Below are 14,610 nucleotides of genomic sequence, written 5' to 3'. Positions count from 1 at the left end.
GGGTTCAAAGTTCAAGGTTCAATTTTCGACCTTGCAGGAACTTTGAACCTTGAACTATTCTAACAAAAGCGTGGTCTGTCCGATCAAAGCTTGTTCACAATATACCTCCACAATATATTTTCCGGGAATATAGCCGGCTTTATTCTCGGCATACAGCACTAGTGGAACTTCTTTATTATCGTAATTGATGGTTTGACGTGCACAGAAAAAGCCTCTTACCCCTCTGAAAGAAAAGCTATTTGCGTCATCCAACGCACGTGCCAATTCTTTACCATCAGGAGTTAAAATACGCAGAAACACATCGCGGGTACCCTTCTTTGCTATTGTATTCTCGCCAATAGTCAGCGATACTTTTATTTTATCGGTTTTATGCGCCCGTTTTGTTTCTGATTCCTTTTTTCCGCCTGAGCGAATATTTACCCCCATTGCTTTTGTTCCGTTTGCCCTTAGTATTGACGCAGTATTAACAACTCCCTGCAGGTCTTCCTTTTCTCTTGATAATTGAGCAGCCTTTTCCTTTTCACTTAAAAATTGTGTGCGTACATGAACATTCTCGGTCAGCAATGTTTTATTCATTGTACCCAAAGAATCTATCGTATGAACATACCCCTGCATGATCTTACGCAGTGTTTCTGTTTCCTTTTTAAGTTTCGAAATAAAGTAGGCATCATTTTTATGCTTGTCGGCTTCTACAATTAATTGGGCTATTTCAGCCCTTTTCTCTTCCAATTCTGTTTGAATTTTTTCATCGGTGGTTTTTAATTCCCCATAATCTGCCTGCAATTGAATAAGATCAGCCTTTACATTCTCGCGTTCAACAATAATTGTTTCTTTCTCAGTGATAACAATATTTGCACGGTTTCTTTCCTGCCAATACATCCACGCCAAAATGCCATTTCCTGCAAACGAAATCAATAAAAGCAAAATAAGAATTATTCTTTTACCCGATTTTTTTTCCTCCCTCTCCTCCTGCTTAATGTTTTGGACTTCAGGTTTTACTTCGGGCGTTGGTGCTTTTGTTTCCATGTTTATAATTACTTAATGCACAAATGTAAGAATTTTACTATGAGTAAAATGCCACCAAATGACGAAAGCCTGTCAGGCAGGCCCAAAATTCTCTAAAAGAGGGTTGAAAAACTTCTAGACTGCTTTAAATTCATTCGGATAAATCAGTTCGCCCGATGGAGACAGGCTTTGGTGACCAAAATCCAATTGCGATTAAAGCACAAACGCCAAAAGCTTATTCGATATAAACTCTAATGATTCACATAATTTGTTACTTTCGTTAAGCACAAGAAAAGTTATAGATAAATGAAGACCTCAGAGATAAAATTTACAGTCAACCTGGATGAACACAACCTGCCTTCAATAATAAACTGGGAAACGAGTGATGGGAGCGAAAAAAGTCAGAGCAAATCGGTAATGATCGCTCTTTGGGATGCCAGGGAACAAAATACTTTGCGTATTGATCTTTGGACAAAAGATATGTCGATCGATGAAATGAAACGTTTTTTCCATCAAAGTCTTTTATCGATGGCCGATACTTTTAAAAAAGCTACAGGAGAAGACAAAATAACAGATGATCTGAAAGATTACTGCAGCCACTTTGCCGATAAAATGGGAATCCTGGCGCCTGATCAACAATAGCCCTCATGGCGTTGTAAAGTTAACATTCACACTGCAACCGTTTTTATCCTTAATATTTACAGTGTAATTTCCGGGGCATAATTGGTTCTTGTATCTCTTGTCGTACCCATCCGGCCAAGAGTAGAAGTAAGGGCTTGTGCCGCCTGTTGCATTAATCATTATCCATTGTTTGCAACCGCAACCGGTACAGTTGGCAGTGCCTTTGGTGGTTGTAATGTAATTGCTTTTCGTTAAGCTATCTTTTTTACAAACTGTGATGAGTACTAATTTAACATCACCGTTTCCGCCATAATAAGTTGCCCAAAGACGTTTACCTACAGGGTCAAACTTAACAACGAAGGCATCTCCGGTACCGGCAACACCCGCCCCTCCGAAAAACATTTGGAATCCGGCCAAGACAGGAAAATTGGTTGACATAGTGTACCCCGTCATAATAGAAATACCCTGTGCATTTTTTTAAAATACATTTTTCAGGCAAAGTCTTTATTAACAGGCTATCGTAGATAAATTCCAGAGGCTCGATTATGCTTACAAATTAAAGCCGTAACTTTATACTATTATGTTTTATAGACGAAAAGTCATATTAGGTTTAATACAACTTTTGGGCGGTGAGCTGGAGAAAATTTCCCTTCAAAAACTCCTTTTCCTCTTTACCATAAAACAATTAAAAACCGAATACGATTTTGTCCCATATAAGTTTGGGTGTTTTTCTTTTTCAGCTTACGCTGATTTATTCACGATGGTAAAAAAGGGTATGTTAACTGAAACCGATAGTCATTTTAAAAGAGCCGATAAGACGGATTATCTGAAAGCACTTAAAGAAGATGACCAAAAAAGGTTAATGGAAATAAAAACCTTATATGGTAAAATGGATAGTACTGCACTGATGAAGCATACATATATCAACTACCCATATTATGCTATTAAAAGTGTAAAGGCTACAAGCATCTTGACAAAGGATGAACTGGAAAAAGTAAACAAGGCTAAACCTCAAAGTAATAAAACTGTTTTGTTTACTATAGGATACGAAGGTATTTCTCTGGAAGAATATTTAAACCGCCTTCTTAAAAACGATGTGAAAATACTGGTGGATGTTCGCAACAATCCACTAAGCATGAAGTATGGTTTTAGTAAAAATCAGCTCAAAAGATATTGTGAAAGTGTAGGCGTACAATATTTACATTTCCCTGAAGTAGGTATCCAATCTAATCAGCGTCAAGAGTTAAATTCGCAAAACGACTATGATAAGCTGTTTGCTGTGTATCGTAAAGATAACCTTACAAAAACAAAACCTACACAGACTGCCATTTTAAATCTATTGAAACAACATCAACGTATTGCTATAACTTGTTTCGAAGCTAATATATGCCAGTGTCATAGAAAGCATTTAGCGGAAGCCATCGAATCACTGCCAAGCTTTGAATATGAAGTAAAACATATTTAATGAAATCTGGTCGTAAAAAAATCTTAATAACTGTTGCTACGTATCCCCTGCCTTCTCGAAGCTACGATGAGCTTGTTTGTACTGCTGGTGTTTCAGAAGATGGGCAATGGATACGAATTTATCCCGTTCCATTAAAATTTTTAACTGGTCTTCGTAAAGATGGGAAGGTAGAATCTTTTAAGTATAACTGGATTGAACTTGACGTGATAAAAAGAAAGGATGACTTTCGTCCAGAAAGTCACTCTCCTGTCGATTATAATTTTTCAAATATTCAAATCGAAGGTAAAATCGACACTAAAAATAATTGGCAGGAACGTAAAAAATATTGCCTTACCAATATATATACGAACAAAGCTAAATTGCTGGCAGATTCTAAAGCCCCTTCAAATATTTCGCTTGCAACATTTAAACCATCGAAACTTGTCTCTTTTGAAATTGAAGAAGATGAGCGAGAATGGAAAAACGAATGGCAAGAACTGCGGAAACAAAAAGATTTATTTGATGCCGATAAATCACCCGAAATACTCATTCCAAAATTGCCTTATAAATTCTCTTACACTTTTCTGGATGATGCAGGAGTTTCCAGCACACTTATGATTGAAGATTGGGAAATTGGAAGTTTATATTGGAATTGCTTGAGAGCTGCGGAAGGCAATGAAAAAGAGGCTTTGGAAAAAGTACGTTACCGATATGAAACTGAATTTTTCAAAGAAAAAGATATTTTTTTGTTTTTGGGGACTACTAAAGAATGGCACACACGCAGAGCTCCCAATCCATTTGTAATCATTGGAGTTTTCTATCCTAAAAAAGAAATACAGACAAGTCTGCCTTTGCAAGAATATTAAATCTGATAATTCATTATGAATTAGGGAATGATGAATTGTTGCCTTATCTCGTTCGTTCTACTTATCGCTTTCTGCATAAAAGAAAACGATTGTATAAAACCGAAAGTGCTATGCTTAGGTTTATTCGGAATAAATTGCCCAAATCAAATTCACGAAAAGAGCTTATTGTATTTTTTAAAGAATTTCAAGTGGAATTGCAAGCGATCACTAAAAACACCTTTGAAGCAAAGATTTTAGAAATGTTTGATTTCATATCATGGCTGAAAAGTAAAATTGAGAGCAAGCCAGTTGCCGACTGAATCAGACGAAGAGCAACTTCCTCGGCCGTGCTCCTACGCTGAAGCTACGGCACAAGCGTAAGACAGAAGTAGTGAGGACCTGGCAATCCGTGATCAGTGATAGAAATCGGAATCAATAATCGGCTTCCGCTCCTCCTCAGGCAGACAGATTGATCGATTTTAAAACCGGAAAACCAAAAAGCTCATGGCGTTGTAAAGTTAACATTCACACTGCAACCGTTTTTATCCTTAATATTTACAGTGTAAGCACCCGGGCAAAGTTGATTTTTGTACCTGTTCACATAGCCATCCGGCCAGGAATAAGAATATGGATTAGTTCCACCGGCAGCATTGATCATTATCCATTCTTTACACCCGCAACCTGCACAATTGGAAGTTCCTTTGGCAAATTGTCCGGCCAGCGCAGGAGGTGCGGCTATATTTACAGTTGATGAGGCAGTACAGCCCTTGCTATCCGTTACCATAACCGAATACGTTCCGGCAGTTAAACCTGAAACCACTGACCCGGAACCCGACACGTTGCTCCAACTATATGTATAGCCAGGTGTACCACTACTCACATTTGCACTGGCGCTGCCATTTGTTCCCCCGTTACAACTTATATTTGTTACAGTAGTTGTCACGCTCACAGCAGGATTAACAGTTACCACAGCCATTGAAGTGGATGTATTTCCACCCGCATCTTTTATTGTAACTGTGTATGTGGCGGTTGAAACAGGACATGGATTAATATTCTGAGTCGTGGAACCATTACTCCACGAATAGGTGTATGGAGCCGAGCCTCCTGTTCCATTGGAGCTCACTGTAGCGCAATTACCTGAACATACTGAATTTCCTGTTGCAGTTACTGCAGGACCGGCACAATTTATCATTGTGATAGTTTCTGTGATGGAGTTATTACATGTTCCGTCACTAACTGTATGTGTAACGCTGTAGCTCCCTGCCGTTAAAAAAGTATACGTAAAGTTAGTAGTAGTACCGCTTACGTTTGGATTTAACGGTGAAATAAGCCAGCTATAGGTGCCCGTTGAACCCGTATTGGTAAAGGTTACTGAACTGCCTGTGCATGTCGATGAAGTGGTAAATGATGCTGAAACGGGACTAGTTCCGGTTATGTTAAACACCTGACTGCTTGTACATCCATTGGCATCTGTCAAAGTTACAGTATAGTCCCCCGCGGTAGGACACGAAATAGTTGAACTTGTCTGACCAGTGTTCCAGCTATAAGTATATGGTATAATTCCTCCGCTTGTACTTATTGAGGCACTTCCACTTGTGGTGCAGCTGATATTCTGACTGGTCGGAGTAATGATCAAAGGCTCCGGTTCATCAATATATACTTTTTCATTTAACGAACAACCGTTCGCATCAGTTATCCTTACAGTATAAATTCCGGCAGTCAATCCTGTTACTGACTTTGTAGTTTGACCTGTAGGCAGCCAGCTGTATGTTACGGTTCCAGTATTACCCGCAACCGATACAACAGCATTACCTGTTGTATTTCCACTGCATAAAACATTGGTCTGCGATGTACTGACGGTTAATTTATTTATTGTAACATTCAAAACCGAAGTGCAGTTCGCTGCATCCGTCACAACTACGGAGTAAGTGCCCGTACAAAGTCCGGTAGCGGTTTGCGCAGTTTGACCATTGCTCCATAAGTAGCCGTAAGGAGAAGATCCCCCTGCCGGTGTTATGGTCGAACTCCCGTTGCAGGATCCTGCGCATATAACATTTCCGGATGTACTGCTCAAAGAAAGTCCTCCGGGAAAAGTATAAAAAACAGTATCCTTATTGCAAGCGGCATCTGTTACTTCAACCCAATAATTTCCGGAGCAGAGACCTGTAAGGGTGTTACTTGCTGTTAAAACATTCAGCGCCTGGCTTCCATTACTCCATTTATAATTATAAGGAGGTGTTCCGCAACTGGTAATATTCACTGTTGCGCTACCGTTACATGAACATACCGAAGGCGGAGAGAATGTACTACTTAACTTAAGAGTATCGGGAGAGAACTTGGCAATAAATGAATCATCTCCGGTTTGACCAAAATAGCTATTAAAATAAGCTCCACCGCCCGGATCAACCGGTGGTGGGTTAGGTCCGGAAGGACCATAAATTTCGCCACCTGTATAAAAGCAACGGGAATTTTTATCATACGCGCAGGTCATTGTTGCTCTTTGACTTGCAGGAGAATTACTTTCCCCATACAACGTTGCCCAGCTCCGCACTCCCGCCGGGGAAAAACGTAGAATCGCCTGGTTGCCATAATTATAGTAGAAAGATCCACAGCCCGGGTTGTACGTAGGGAATGTGGCGGGCGCTTTGGTCGCTCCAACTACATATATATTATTGCAATTGTCTGTAACAACATCCCCAACAAAAACAGCGGATATTATACCAACATCATCACCCGCACCACCATAGTAGGTTGACCAAAACAGGTTTGTGGCCGGAGTGAATTTGGAAACAAAAATATCACTCACTCCCGCATTGGTTGCCTGGTAATAAGCTCCGCCGCCCGGATTTTGAAGCGGAAAAGCGGCCGTTGAATTTGTTACCCCGGTTATAATTATATTATTCAAATTGTCGCAATCAATTCCGAAGGCCTGATCGGCGTTACCATTACCTCCAAAATAAGTTGACCATTGCAGAACTCCGTTATTATTGAATTTCACAACGAACACATCGCTTATTCCATTTACCGTATTATCGAAATAGCCTCCGGCTGATAGAACAGGAAATCCTGTACCGGCATAACCTGTGCAAAAAATATTTCCATTATTATCTATTGCCAGATCAGCTCCCGAACTTCCGCCACTACCGGCAAAATAGGTCGACCACAAAAGAACGCCCGAGTTAGTGAATTTTGCAATAAACATATTGTCATTTGCAGATCCTGTACCCTGAAAATAGGCTCCTCCACCCGGATTTAATACTGGCAAAGCGGTGGTAGAACCTGATCCCCCACAGGATCCAACCACAAAAAGGTTTCCCGCTGCATCAACTTCAACTTCATGACCACCCTGGGATGTATTCCAGGACCAACCGAAATGCGTGGCCCATAAACGTACTCCATTCGGGTCGAACTTTAAGATAATCGTATTAAACCCGGAATTATTAGCCAGATAAAAAGCTCCGCCACCCGGATTCTGTAGTGGAAATCCATTAGCAGCTGTAGTACCTCTGCCCGATAAAAAAATATTTCCGGCCGCATCAAAGCATATAGAATAACCATAATTATCTGCATTACCTGATGGAGACCCATATAAAGTAGACCATTTTAAAACACCCTTTGAATTAAACAACATTATAATGATCTGACCGCTGGTCTGAAAATATGCGCCTCCACCCGGATTTAACAGCGGATAACCAATTCCCTGGTAATAGCCTGTCACAGCAAAATCTCCATTTACCTGGTTCACTTCCATATCCAGTACTCCTCCAAACCCCCCTATCTGCCCACGGGTGTACCAATTTATCTGAGGATCGATAACAAGTGTTTGAGAGGTATAATAATTATCAATGGAAAAAGATATTTCATTTTGTTCAGAAAGATCAAATGAAGATTCCACACTTTGGCGAGTGGCGGCAATATAAGAAACAGGACGGTTATCCGTAACAAAACCAAGCGAGGTTGATATCTGAATATTACCATTAATATTTTTAAGGTCGGCACCGCTGTATGCAAGTCTGATAAGGCTGGGGTTGGCGCCCGGATGAACAATGAAGTCATATTTAAAACCCTTTTCGTCCGAATTGTAAAACACCCAATCAATACCAGGGTAAACATCTTTAACAGTTATTTTTTCGTATTCTTTAACGCCGTAAACTCCATCCTGGCAATGGCTATAGAAAAAATGATAGTTAGCGACCGATGGGAACTCTTTAATAATATTTTCACGTTTAACAGAGCCACCTTTTAACTCAACGTCAACACGACGAAATTCAGCTTTCCGGTTCTCTTCACCTGCTGAATCATATTTTTCAGCGTGCATTTCACCCTTAGGATCTTCCTCATACTTAACAAATGAATAAGTAAGACCCTTTTCGGTAATATACATATCCATTCCGGGAACTGAAGCTTTAAACAATACAAAAGAAACCGGTTTACCCGTCATATCATACATCTGCCCCTTATTCTCCAAAAATCTGACCGGTTGGCTTTTCAAGAACTGTTGAATATCCTCTCTTTCTTTATCCCGGGCTTTTCCTGTAGAGAATGAAAATACTGAACACGGAATTGACAGACCGATGATGCTGCATATAAAAACTGTACTGTTTAACTTTCTTCTCATATTGATATCCGTTAAAATAAACTATATGGATTAAATGTTTCTATTCAACAAATTTACTCCAAACAGGCCTTCTCATCAATTCAATTTTTGCTTATTATCGTTCTGCGGCTTTAAGAAGCATGGGATTTCGGAGCGATAAACTATTTACCTGCACAAAAGGTTGATTGAAAAACTGAACTTGATTTACCCACATCAACCCGCATTTATTAAAGCCACTGTTGGGCTGCCCTTTTATTGTTATATGGTTATTGTCTACTGTTTTATAAATTTTGTTGTCTGCTGTTGATTATTTTTCAGTTGAATAAAATAAAGTCCGCTTGATAATTCCGAAACATCAATTACTGTAGCAGGTTGATTTATGTGAACTGTTTTTACTAAAGCTCCCATTGAATTATAAATTAGCATCGTCTCTGTGTTTACTTGCTGCAATGTGAGTACTATTGTCAAACTTTCGGAACCCGGGTTTGGGTAAACAACAAAATTATTTTTAGTAAAATTATTTCCGGTAATACTATTTATGCCAGGAATACCAATTTTAAATAAACAAACTGCATTGGGCTGCAATGAAAACGAATATTGCCCTGCATTTACTGAAATTGTTGAGAAATTAATATTTTGATTAGGAAGTATTGCGGAAATAGCTGAGGGTTGTGTATAGCCAGCCGTTAATAGTGAGTCGTACTTAAATTGCATATTGTTTTGAGTTGAGTCAACCATGAATAATTGTCCAGAATAACTTCCTGAATATCCGCTAATATTCAAGTTAAATTGTCTTGGTGAAGTTGCAATAGAATCATAATGCTGATAAATGCCAATTGAATTATTAATTGCAATTTGCATCACATTGGAATTTGGGATAATAATCAATCCTTTGTAAATAGAGTCAAGGTGCAAAACACTATTACCGACAATATCAATGTAACCCGCACTGTCTAATTGATTTACGTTAAATTGTCCTTGATACAAAGTATAATTAAACGCTTCAACAAAAGGTGGAGGACAATAATTAGAGATAAGAACGAATAGTGTGTCGTTGATAACTGATGATACTCCGTCATAAGGCGAAATTGAAGTCATTTTACAAGTAGTTCCATCTATTTTATCTGAAAGCAAAATGCTATTGTAAGCAGGTTTATGAATTGCACCATAAGTCAACAAACCATAATCGTTATGAAACTCTGTGGTACTGGAATTAAAATCTTGCCAGGCAGCAATGGAATTATTTGCAATGACAGTTTTGGAGAGTTCTATTTGAACTTTGATCATATAGGGTGTCGCAAGCCTCGTATCCCTTATTGCCGATGGCGCATTCCATTCGGTGATAATCAATGGAATAGCAGGAAGAAAAAGTGAAGTTAATTTTTGCTGAATATAATTTGCAGCATTAGTAAATTCCTGATACGATATATTAAAATTATGCCATGAAATAAAATCGGGAATTTTATTCCAAATTACCACAGAATCCAATAATTGACCAATTAGCGAAGAGTCTGCCTTTGTATTAGAGATATACCCATAGGGTGGCTGCCAATTTAAATTGTTGGCCCAAAAATTTACTGTTGGGCCACCAACTTTTGCTGATGGATTTGCTGATTTTACTCCATCATAGGTTCTTTTGTAAAGCGTAAAATATTCATTCATTGTTCCAGTCCATGAACCTAAATCGGGTTCATTCCAGATTTCAAAATATGCGTTTGTAATTCCAAACTGATTAACAATCTTTGCTGTAATACTGTCTATCACAGTTTGCCATGTATTCCAATTTGCAGGGGGCTTTGTATTAAAAACATAATAACCTGCTATACCAGTAACCGGAGTGCCATCAGTTGAACTGCTCAGCCATAATGGCATTTTTTCAAAAATAAATATGAATTTATCACACCTTAAGGAAAGAGCCATCAGGTCGGCTTGGTAAGAAGACAACAAGCTGAGGCAACTCGTCAGGTCCGTTGAATTATTAAGGGCACTTTCAATAGCATTTGTTCTGATTACATTCTGAAAAATCCCATTGCCCATAAAGTCATTGTAAGCCTGTAATGTCTTAGGACTAAAAAAACAACCGGGAGAAAAATTTTCGTTTACAGGAGCAATTAAAGAGTCGGGGTAAATATTTAAAACAGATTGCCCCTTAACTGAATTTTGTCCGAGCAGTCCGATTGCAATAATAATTTTCAAAAGTTTACTCATGTGTCATATTTTTATGTTTTCTCCTTAGGGTTGCCCATAATATGCAAGCAAATGAGTACCTCGCTTTTAAAAAAGATGATTGTTTTAATACTTGAGCCTAATGAAGTTAGATAATAAACCAGCGCTTGTCAACAAAATATTTTTAATTAATTTGAAACTAAAATGTATTAAAATACCAATTTTAAAAACACCATAAAACAATTTAATATATTAACATATTAATTATTAAGTGTTTATAAAGATATCTTAACAAAACATTTTAAACCAACAACATTATTTATTTTGAACTAAAAAATCATATATATCCTATTATCTAACCACTTAATACCTAAATTTGCATTATCATTCTACAAAAATATGGCAAGAAAGACATCTGCGTTTCTCCACCAATTAATTCATTCTATGACAAAAGGCGAGAAACGATCTTTCCGATGGCATGTTCTGAAAGACTCCAATCCTCAAAAAAAAGATGAACGCCTTTACATCAAACTATTTGATACAATAAGCAAACAGAAAGTTTACAATGAACCTCGTATATTAAAAACAATCGGAGAAATTAAACCCCGCCAACTCCCGGGTTTTAAGAATTACCTGTGCAAAATTATTATCGAAAGTCTTGAACAAAGCAACACCGGCGCATCAATTGACATAATTATTCGAAAACACATCAATCAATTGCAGATCCTGTTTGGAAAAGGAATGTATTGGCAGTGCAAAACAATATTAAACAAAGCCGGCAGGCTCGCTTTGCAGTTTGAGAACTTTCTGTTGTTGGCCGAATTATATTCATGGAAAAGAAAATTATATGTATCGCAGTATTCTGCAGAAAGAGAAAACAAAATAATAACAGAAGAAAATGAAATTTACAGGAAAATAAATATTGAGAAAGAGTACGATCATTTATTATTAAAAATAAATACCTATCTCAACAAGCAGCGCACCTCGCGATCCAAAAAAGAAAACAGGAAACACATTGATCCGATAAGAAGATCCGGGATCATGCAGAATGAAAATCACACAGTTTCATTTAAATCCAAACGTATATTTTACTATATAAAAGCGGCCATCGCTTACATTGAAGAAAATAATAAAAGATCTCTTCAGTACACCAAAAAACTTATAGAGCATTTCAGAAATAACCCTCACCAGATCAATGAACATACTGACCAATACATTATTGATCTTAATAATTTTATTGTAAACCTGGTAAGATTACGCAGATACAAAGAAGCATCGGAAGAACTACTCGTCGAATTAAAACAATACCTGAGTGACCCATTTATTCCTGGTATTGCCCGGACAAATGCTTTTAATTTTTACTATTCACACCTGACAAATATTGCGCTGCAAACAAATGATTTTTCTGCTATTATACCCCAGATCAAGGATTTTGATGAACAGCTACCCTTGCATATAAATTCCAGCAGAAAGGCCTACCTGATTGTGATATTTTATAATATTATAAGTATTTATTTTATTGCCGCAGACTATAAAAAATGTCTGAAATGGATCAATAAATTATTCAATGAGTTTACTGAAGAAATCCGAAGCGATTTACAGTCAATTGCGCGGATAATTTCCATAATGACACATTTTGAACTGGGGAATGTTGACCTGATACGATTGCAAGCCGGATCGGCTTATCGTGATCTGGAACAAAAAAGAAGGCTATATAAATTTGAAAATATCATGTTGTCATTCTTTCAAAGAAACATTTTTGATGAACAAAATAAACCGGAACAAAATGCTGCTTTTGTTGCTTTAAAAAAGGAGCTGCTTAAACTAATGAAAAACAGCTATGAGAAAAAACCGTTCGATTATTTTGATTTTATTTCCTGGGTCGATAGTAAAATTTTAAACTGTCCATTTGCAGAGATGGTAGAAGAAAAGTTAAAGTCGGCAGCACATTGAGGAGGAAGTAGAACGGGAATGGGATGATAAAAAATTAGCTGCCTTGCAAGGCTTCCCCGTAGACAATGTGACCAACCGCACTGATTTCATTTAAAAATTCATTTTTGAGATGGTCTTTAGTCATTTTGTTTGAAAGTTTGCAACTTTAAACAAAGAATATTTGTAATGAAAAAGAAATCTGCAATTAATACTATTAATGAATTTCCTAAAGAACTTGATCTGGACGAACTTCTTGAACGCCTTGTTTTCAATAATAAGGTAGAAAAAGGACTTGAGCAAGCTAAAAAAGGCCAAACGATTGATCATGAAAAAGTGATGGCAAAATTTCGGAAATGATCAAAATAACCTGGAGCATTTTACCTCACAGCATCAAGATTCATAGGATAACTCCGGAACTACTTCGTATACTTTATCATCCTCCTGTCCGGGAACTTCTCTATATACTCTTTCACCGCATCTTTATGAACCGTGATGTTCATCATCTTTAATTTCACAAAATCTTCGTGCATGTAATAATAACCGGGGCTGTTCACGTTGTTATGTCCGCCGCTGCCGGAATCTTTTATCAGGAACCAGGTGCCGTTTGGCTTTTCGAGATAGCCGACCAGGTGCATGCCATGATCATCGGTGGTGGCACCATTCAGGAATCGCAATTCACGCGCATTCTCATCGATGTATTGCGATGGAATATCATACGTAGGAATCATCATCACTCCGGTGTATGAACTTATGCCGCTCTCGGAAACATCACCGCCTATCGACATAGAAAAATCTTTTTTGATAGCAGATTTTACAATTGCCATAAAATCATCGAGGGGTACGTTGTAATAGTCATTTGAATGATTCCAGTTATCAGGCACTTTATATTCAGCCTGTGTCCAGTAGGGAGCTTCCATAAGTGACATAAAATCTACGTAATCATCTGGATTTAATTTGCAAATAGCAACCAGGTATTCCTTTGGTGAAAATTTTTTATCATCAACGGTCACTTCGGTCGGCGGCTCGCCTAAATAAAAATTCATGATGCCCTTAACTGTTCCCACAACCTGTTCTTCGCCCCAGGCATTTGTCGCTTTTATCGATTGCATATACGCTTTCAGTTCGGATATCATTTTGCTGTGATCTGGATACTGCTGACCCGGCTTTACCCCCGTGTACGCATGACCAGGCAGTACTCCGTATTTACGCATCATAAATGTAACGGCATTGCTCTCCGAACCTTCATCAAACAATGATTTGCCGCGTGTCCTCACAAACTCACGGGCTTTTTCGACGTATTGCCAGTAAACAATAAACGGCTCCGATAGTTTGATCGTTTGTTTGGTCAGACGGGTTATCTCCGCTTCATAGAATGATATAGTTGAGTAGCTCCAGCAGGTATTTGTTTCACCCTGCGATACCGGCTTATGGGCCCATACCGTTTTAAACTCTGTAGCACTTTTAGGTACGTCAATAGCTGTATAATCCATCAAAAATCTCTTTGATGGTTCCTTTTTCTCGCTGTAAAAAGTTTCGTTTGCCTTTTTTATCTGTTCATAAAAAGCATTTACGTATGGTTTAAACGTTGCCTTATCTTTTCTTTCCTGTGCAACAATCGTAAAGGTTACGAGTGACAAAAGAATAATTGTAAGTTTCCTGTTCATGATATGTTTTTTTGATAATTTCTCAAAATTAACGACATAAGATGTTTATTGAAACTGAACGTGGAATTGTTATTAACAGGGAGTTGAGGATATTGCCCCCTATATCTATCTCCAAAATCGGGAACTTGAAATTGTGCCAGCAAAGTCTCCCACTTGGAGCCTGCCTGTAGCAGGGATTTAGAGCAATGTCATTATCCCAAACTATGCATTAGAAAATCTCTAATGCATAGCGATTAAGAAAATCAGGCTTTCAGGCTTCATTTCATTCAACCTTCAAGGTGATTTTCTACCCATGGGCACAAGTAAATCGGGATAAACCCAACTAATGCAGATACC

General features: G+C 38.1%; 11 protein-coding genes. 6 read left to right on the top strand and 5 right to left on the bottom strand.

What is annotated here, in order from left to right:
• Positions 1-54: 54 nt before the first annotated feature.
• Positions 55-1,026 carry a hypothetical protein gene (locus tag HYU69_16030; GenBank protein ID MBI2271851.1) on the bottom strand — a complete coding sequence of 324 codons (972 nt, stop codon included), beginning with the start codon at positions 1,024-1,026 and terminating at the stop codon, positions 55-57.
• Positions 1,027-1,311: 285 nt separating this feature from the next.
• On the opposite strand from HYU69_16030, the gene gldC reads away from it, so the two are divergent.
• Positions 1,312-1,647, top strand: a complete 336-nt coding sequence (gldC, locus tag HYU69_16025) for a gliding motility protein GldC (GenBank protein MBI2271850.1) — start codon at positions 1,312-1,314, stop codon at positions 1,645-1,647.
• 3 nt (positions 1,648-1,650) lie between these two features.
• Here gldC and HYU69_16020 read toward each other — a convergent pair whose 3' ends face one another.
• Positions 1,651-2,043 (bottom strand): hypothetical protein, encoded by a 393-nt coding sequence (locus HYU69_16020; GenBank protein ID MBI2271849.1) that lies wholly within the window; start codon positions 2,041-2,043, stop codon positions 1,651-1,653.
• Positions 2,044-2,206: 163 nt separating this feature from the next.
• Here HYU69_16020 and HYU69_16015 point away from each other — a divergent pair, with 163 nt between their 5' ends.
• From HYU69_16015 to HYU69_16005, 3 genes are all read left to right on the top strand, one after another.
• Complete coding sequence (locus HYU69_16015) at positions 2,207-3,091, top strand: DUF488 domain-containing protein (GenBank protein ID MBI2271848.1); 885 nt, start codon at positions 2,207-2,209, stop codon at positions 3,089-3,091.
• The gene (locus tag HYU69_16010; protein MBI2271847.1) at positions 3,091-3,936 is read left to right on the top strand and encodes a hypothetical protein; all 846 of its coding nucleotides are present in this window, start codon (positions 3,091-3,093) and stop codon (positions 3,934-3,936) included. Before HYU69_16015 ends, HYU69_16010 begins: the two co-directional genes overlap by 1 nt.
• An 89-nt stretch (positions 3,937-4,025) precedes the next feature.
• Entirely contained in the window at positions 4,026-4,235 is a 210-nt protein-coding gene (locus HYU69_16005) for a hypothetical protein (GenBank protein ID MBI2271846.1), read from the top strand.
• A gap of 182 nt (positions 4,236-4,417) precedes the next feature.
• Here the strand turns inward: HYU69_16005 and HYU69_16000 are convergent, their stop codons facing one another.
• Together HYU69_16000 and HYU69_15995 are read right to left on the bottom strand one after the other, a co-directional pair.
• Entirely contained in the window at positions 4,418-8,533 is a 4,116-nt protein-coding gene (locus HYU69_16000; protein ID MBI2271845.1) for an SBBP repeat-containing protein, read from the bottom strand.
• Positions 8,534-8,785: 252 nt separating this feature from the next.
• The gene (locus HYU69_15995) at positions 8,786-10,720 is read right to left on the bottom strand and encodes a T9SS type A sorting domain-containing protein (protein MBI2271844.1); all 1,935 of its coding nucleotides are present in this window, start codon (positions 10,718-10,720) and stop codon (positions 8,786-8,788) included.
• A 357-nt stretch (positions 10,721-11,077) separates the two neighbouring features.
• Between HYU69_15995 and HYU69_15990 the strand changes: the two genes are divergently transcribed.
• Together HYU69_15990 and HYU69_15985 are read left to right on the top strand one after the other, a co-directional pair.
• Positions 11,078-12,631 (top strand): hypothetical protein, encoded by a 1,554-nt coding sequence (locus HYU69_15990; protein ID MBI2271843.1) that lies wholly within the window; start codon positions 11,078-11,080, stop codon positions 12,629-12,631.
• A gap of 165 nt (positions 12,632-12,796) precedes the next feature.
• Positions 12,797-12,967, top strand: a complete 171-nt coding sequence (locus HYU69_15985) for a hypothetical protein (GenBank protein MBI2271842.1) — start codon at positions 12,797-12,799, stop codon at positions 12,965-12,967.
• A 59-nt stretch (positions 12,968-13,026) separates the two neighbouring features.
• Here HYU69_15985 and HYU69_15980 read toward each other — a convergent pair whose 3' ends face one another.
• The gene (locus HYU69_15980; protein ID MBI2271841.1) at positions 13,027-14,274 is read right to left on the bottom strand and encodes a peptidase C1; all 1,248 of its coding nucleotides are present in this window, start codon (positions 14,272-14,274) and stop codon (positions 13,027-13,029) included.
• Positions 14,275-14,610: the final 336 nt, after the last annotated feature.

The organism is Bacteroidota bacterium (assembly GCA_016183775.1).
In the GTDB taxonomy this organism is placed as follows: Bacteria; Bacteroidota; Bacteroidia; order JABDFU01; family JABDFU01; genus JABDFU01.
Note: the sequence above shows the minus strand (reverse complement) of the source record. Positions and strands in the feature narration are given on the sequence as shown.

Excerpts from the sequence above, each read along its gene's own strand:
- HYU69_15985 (MBI2271842.1), top strand. The coding sequence starts at position 12,797 with ATGAAAAAGAAATCTGCAATTAATACTATTAATGAATTTCCTAAAGAA.
- HYU69_15990 (MBI2271843.1), top strand. The coding sequence starts at position 11,078 with ATGGCAAGAAAGACATCTGCGTTTCTCCACCAATTAATTCATTCTATG.
- HYU69_16015 (MBI2271848.1), top strand. The coding sequence starts at position 2,207 with ATGTTTTATAGACGAAAAGTCATATTAGGTTTAATACAACTTTTGGGC.
- HYU69_15995 (MBI2271844.1), bottom strand. The coding sequence starts at position 10,720 with ATGAGTAAACTTTTGAAAATTATTATTGCAATCGGACTGCTCGGACAA.
- gldC (MBI2271850.1), top strand. The coding sequence starts at position 1,312 with ATGAAGACCTCAGAGATAAAATTTACAGTCAACCTGGATGAACACAAC.
- HYU69_16010 (MBI2271847.1), top strand. The coding sequence starts at position 3,091 with ATGAAATCTGGTCGTAAAAAAATCTTAATAACTGTTGCTACGTATCCC.
- HYU69_16030 (MBI2271851.1), bottom strand. The coding sequence starts at position 1,026 with ATGGAAACAAAAGCACCAACGCCCGAAGTAAAACCTGAAGTCCAAAAC.
- HYU69_15980 (MBI2271841.1), bottom strand. The coding sequence starts at position 14,274 with ATGAACAGGAAACTTACAATTATTCTTTTGTCACTCGTAACCTTTACG.
- HYU69_16000 (MBI2271845.1), bottom strand. The coding sequence starts at position 8,533 with ATGAGAAGAAAGTTAAACAGTACAGTTTTTATATGCAGCATCATCGGT.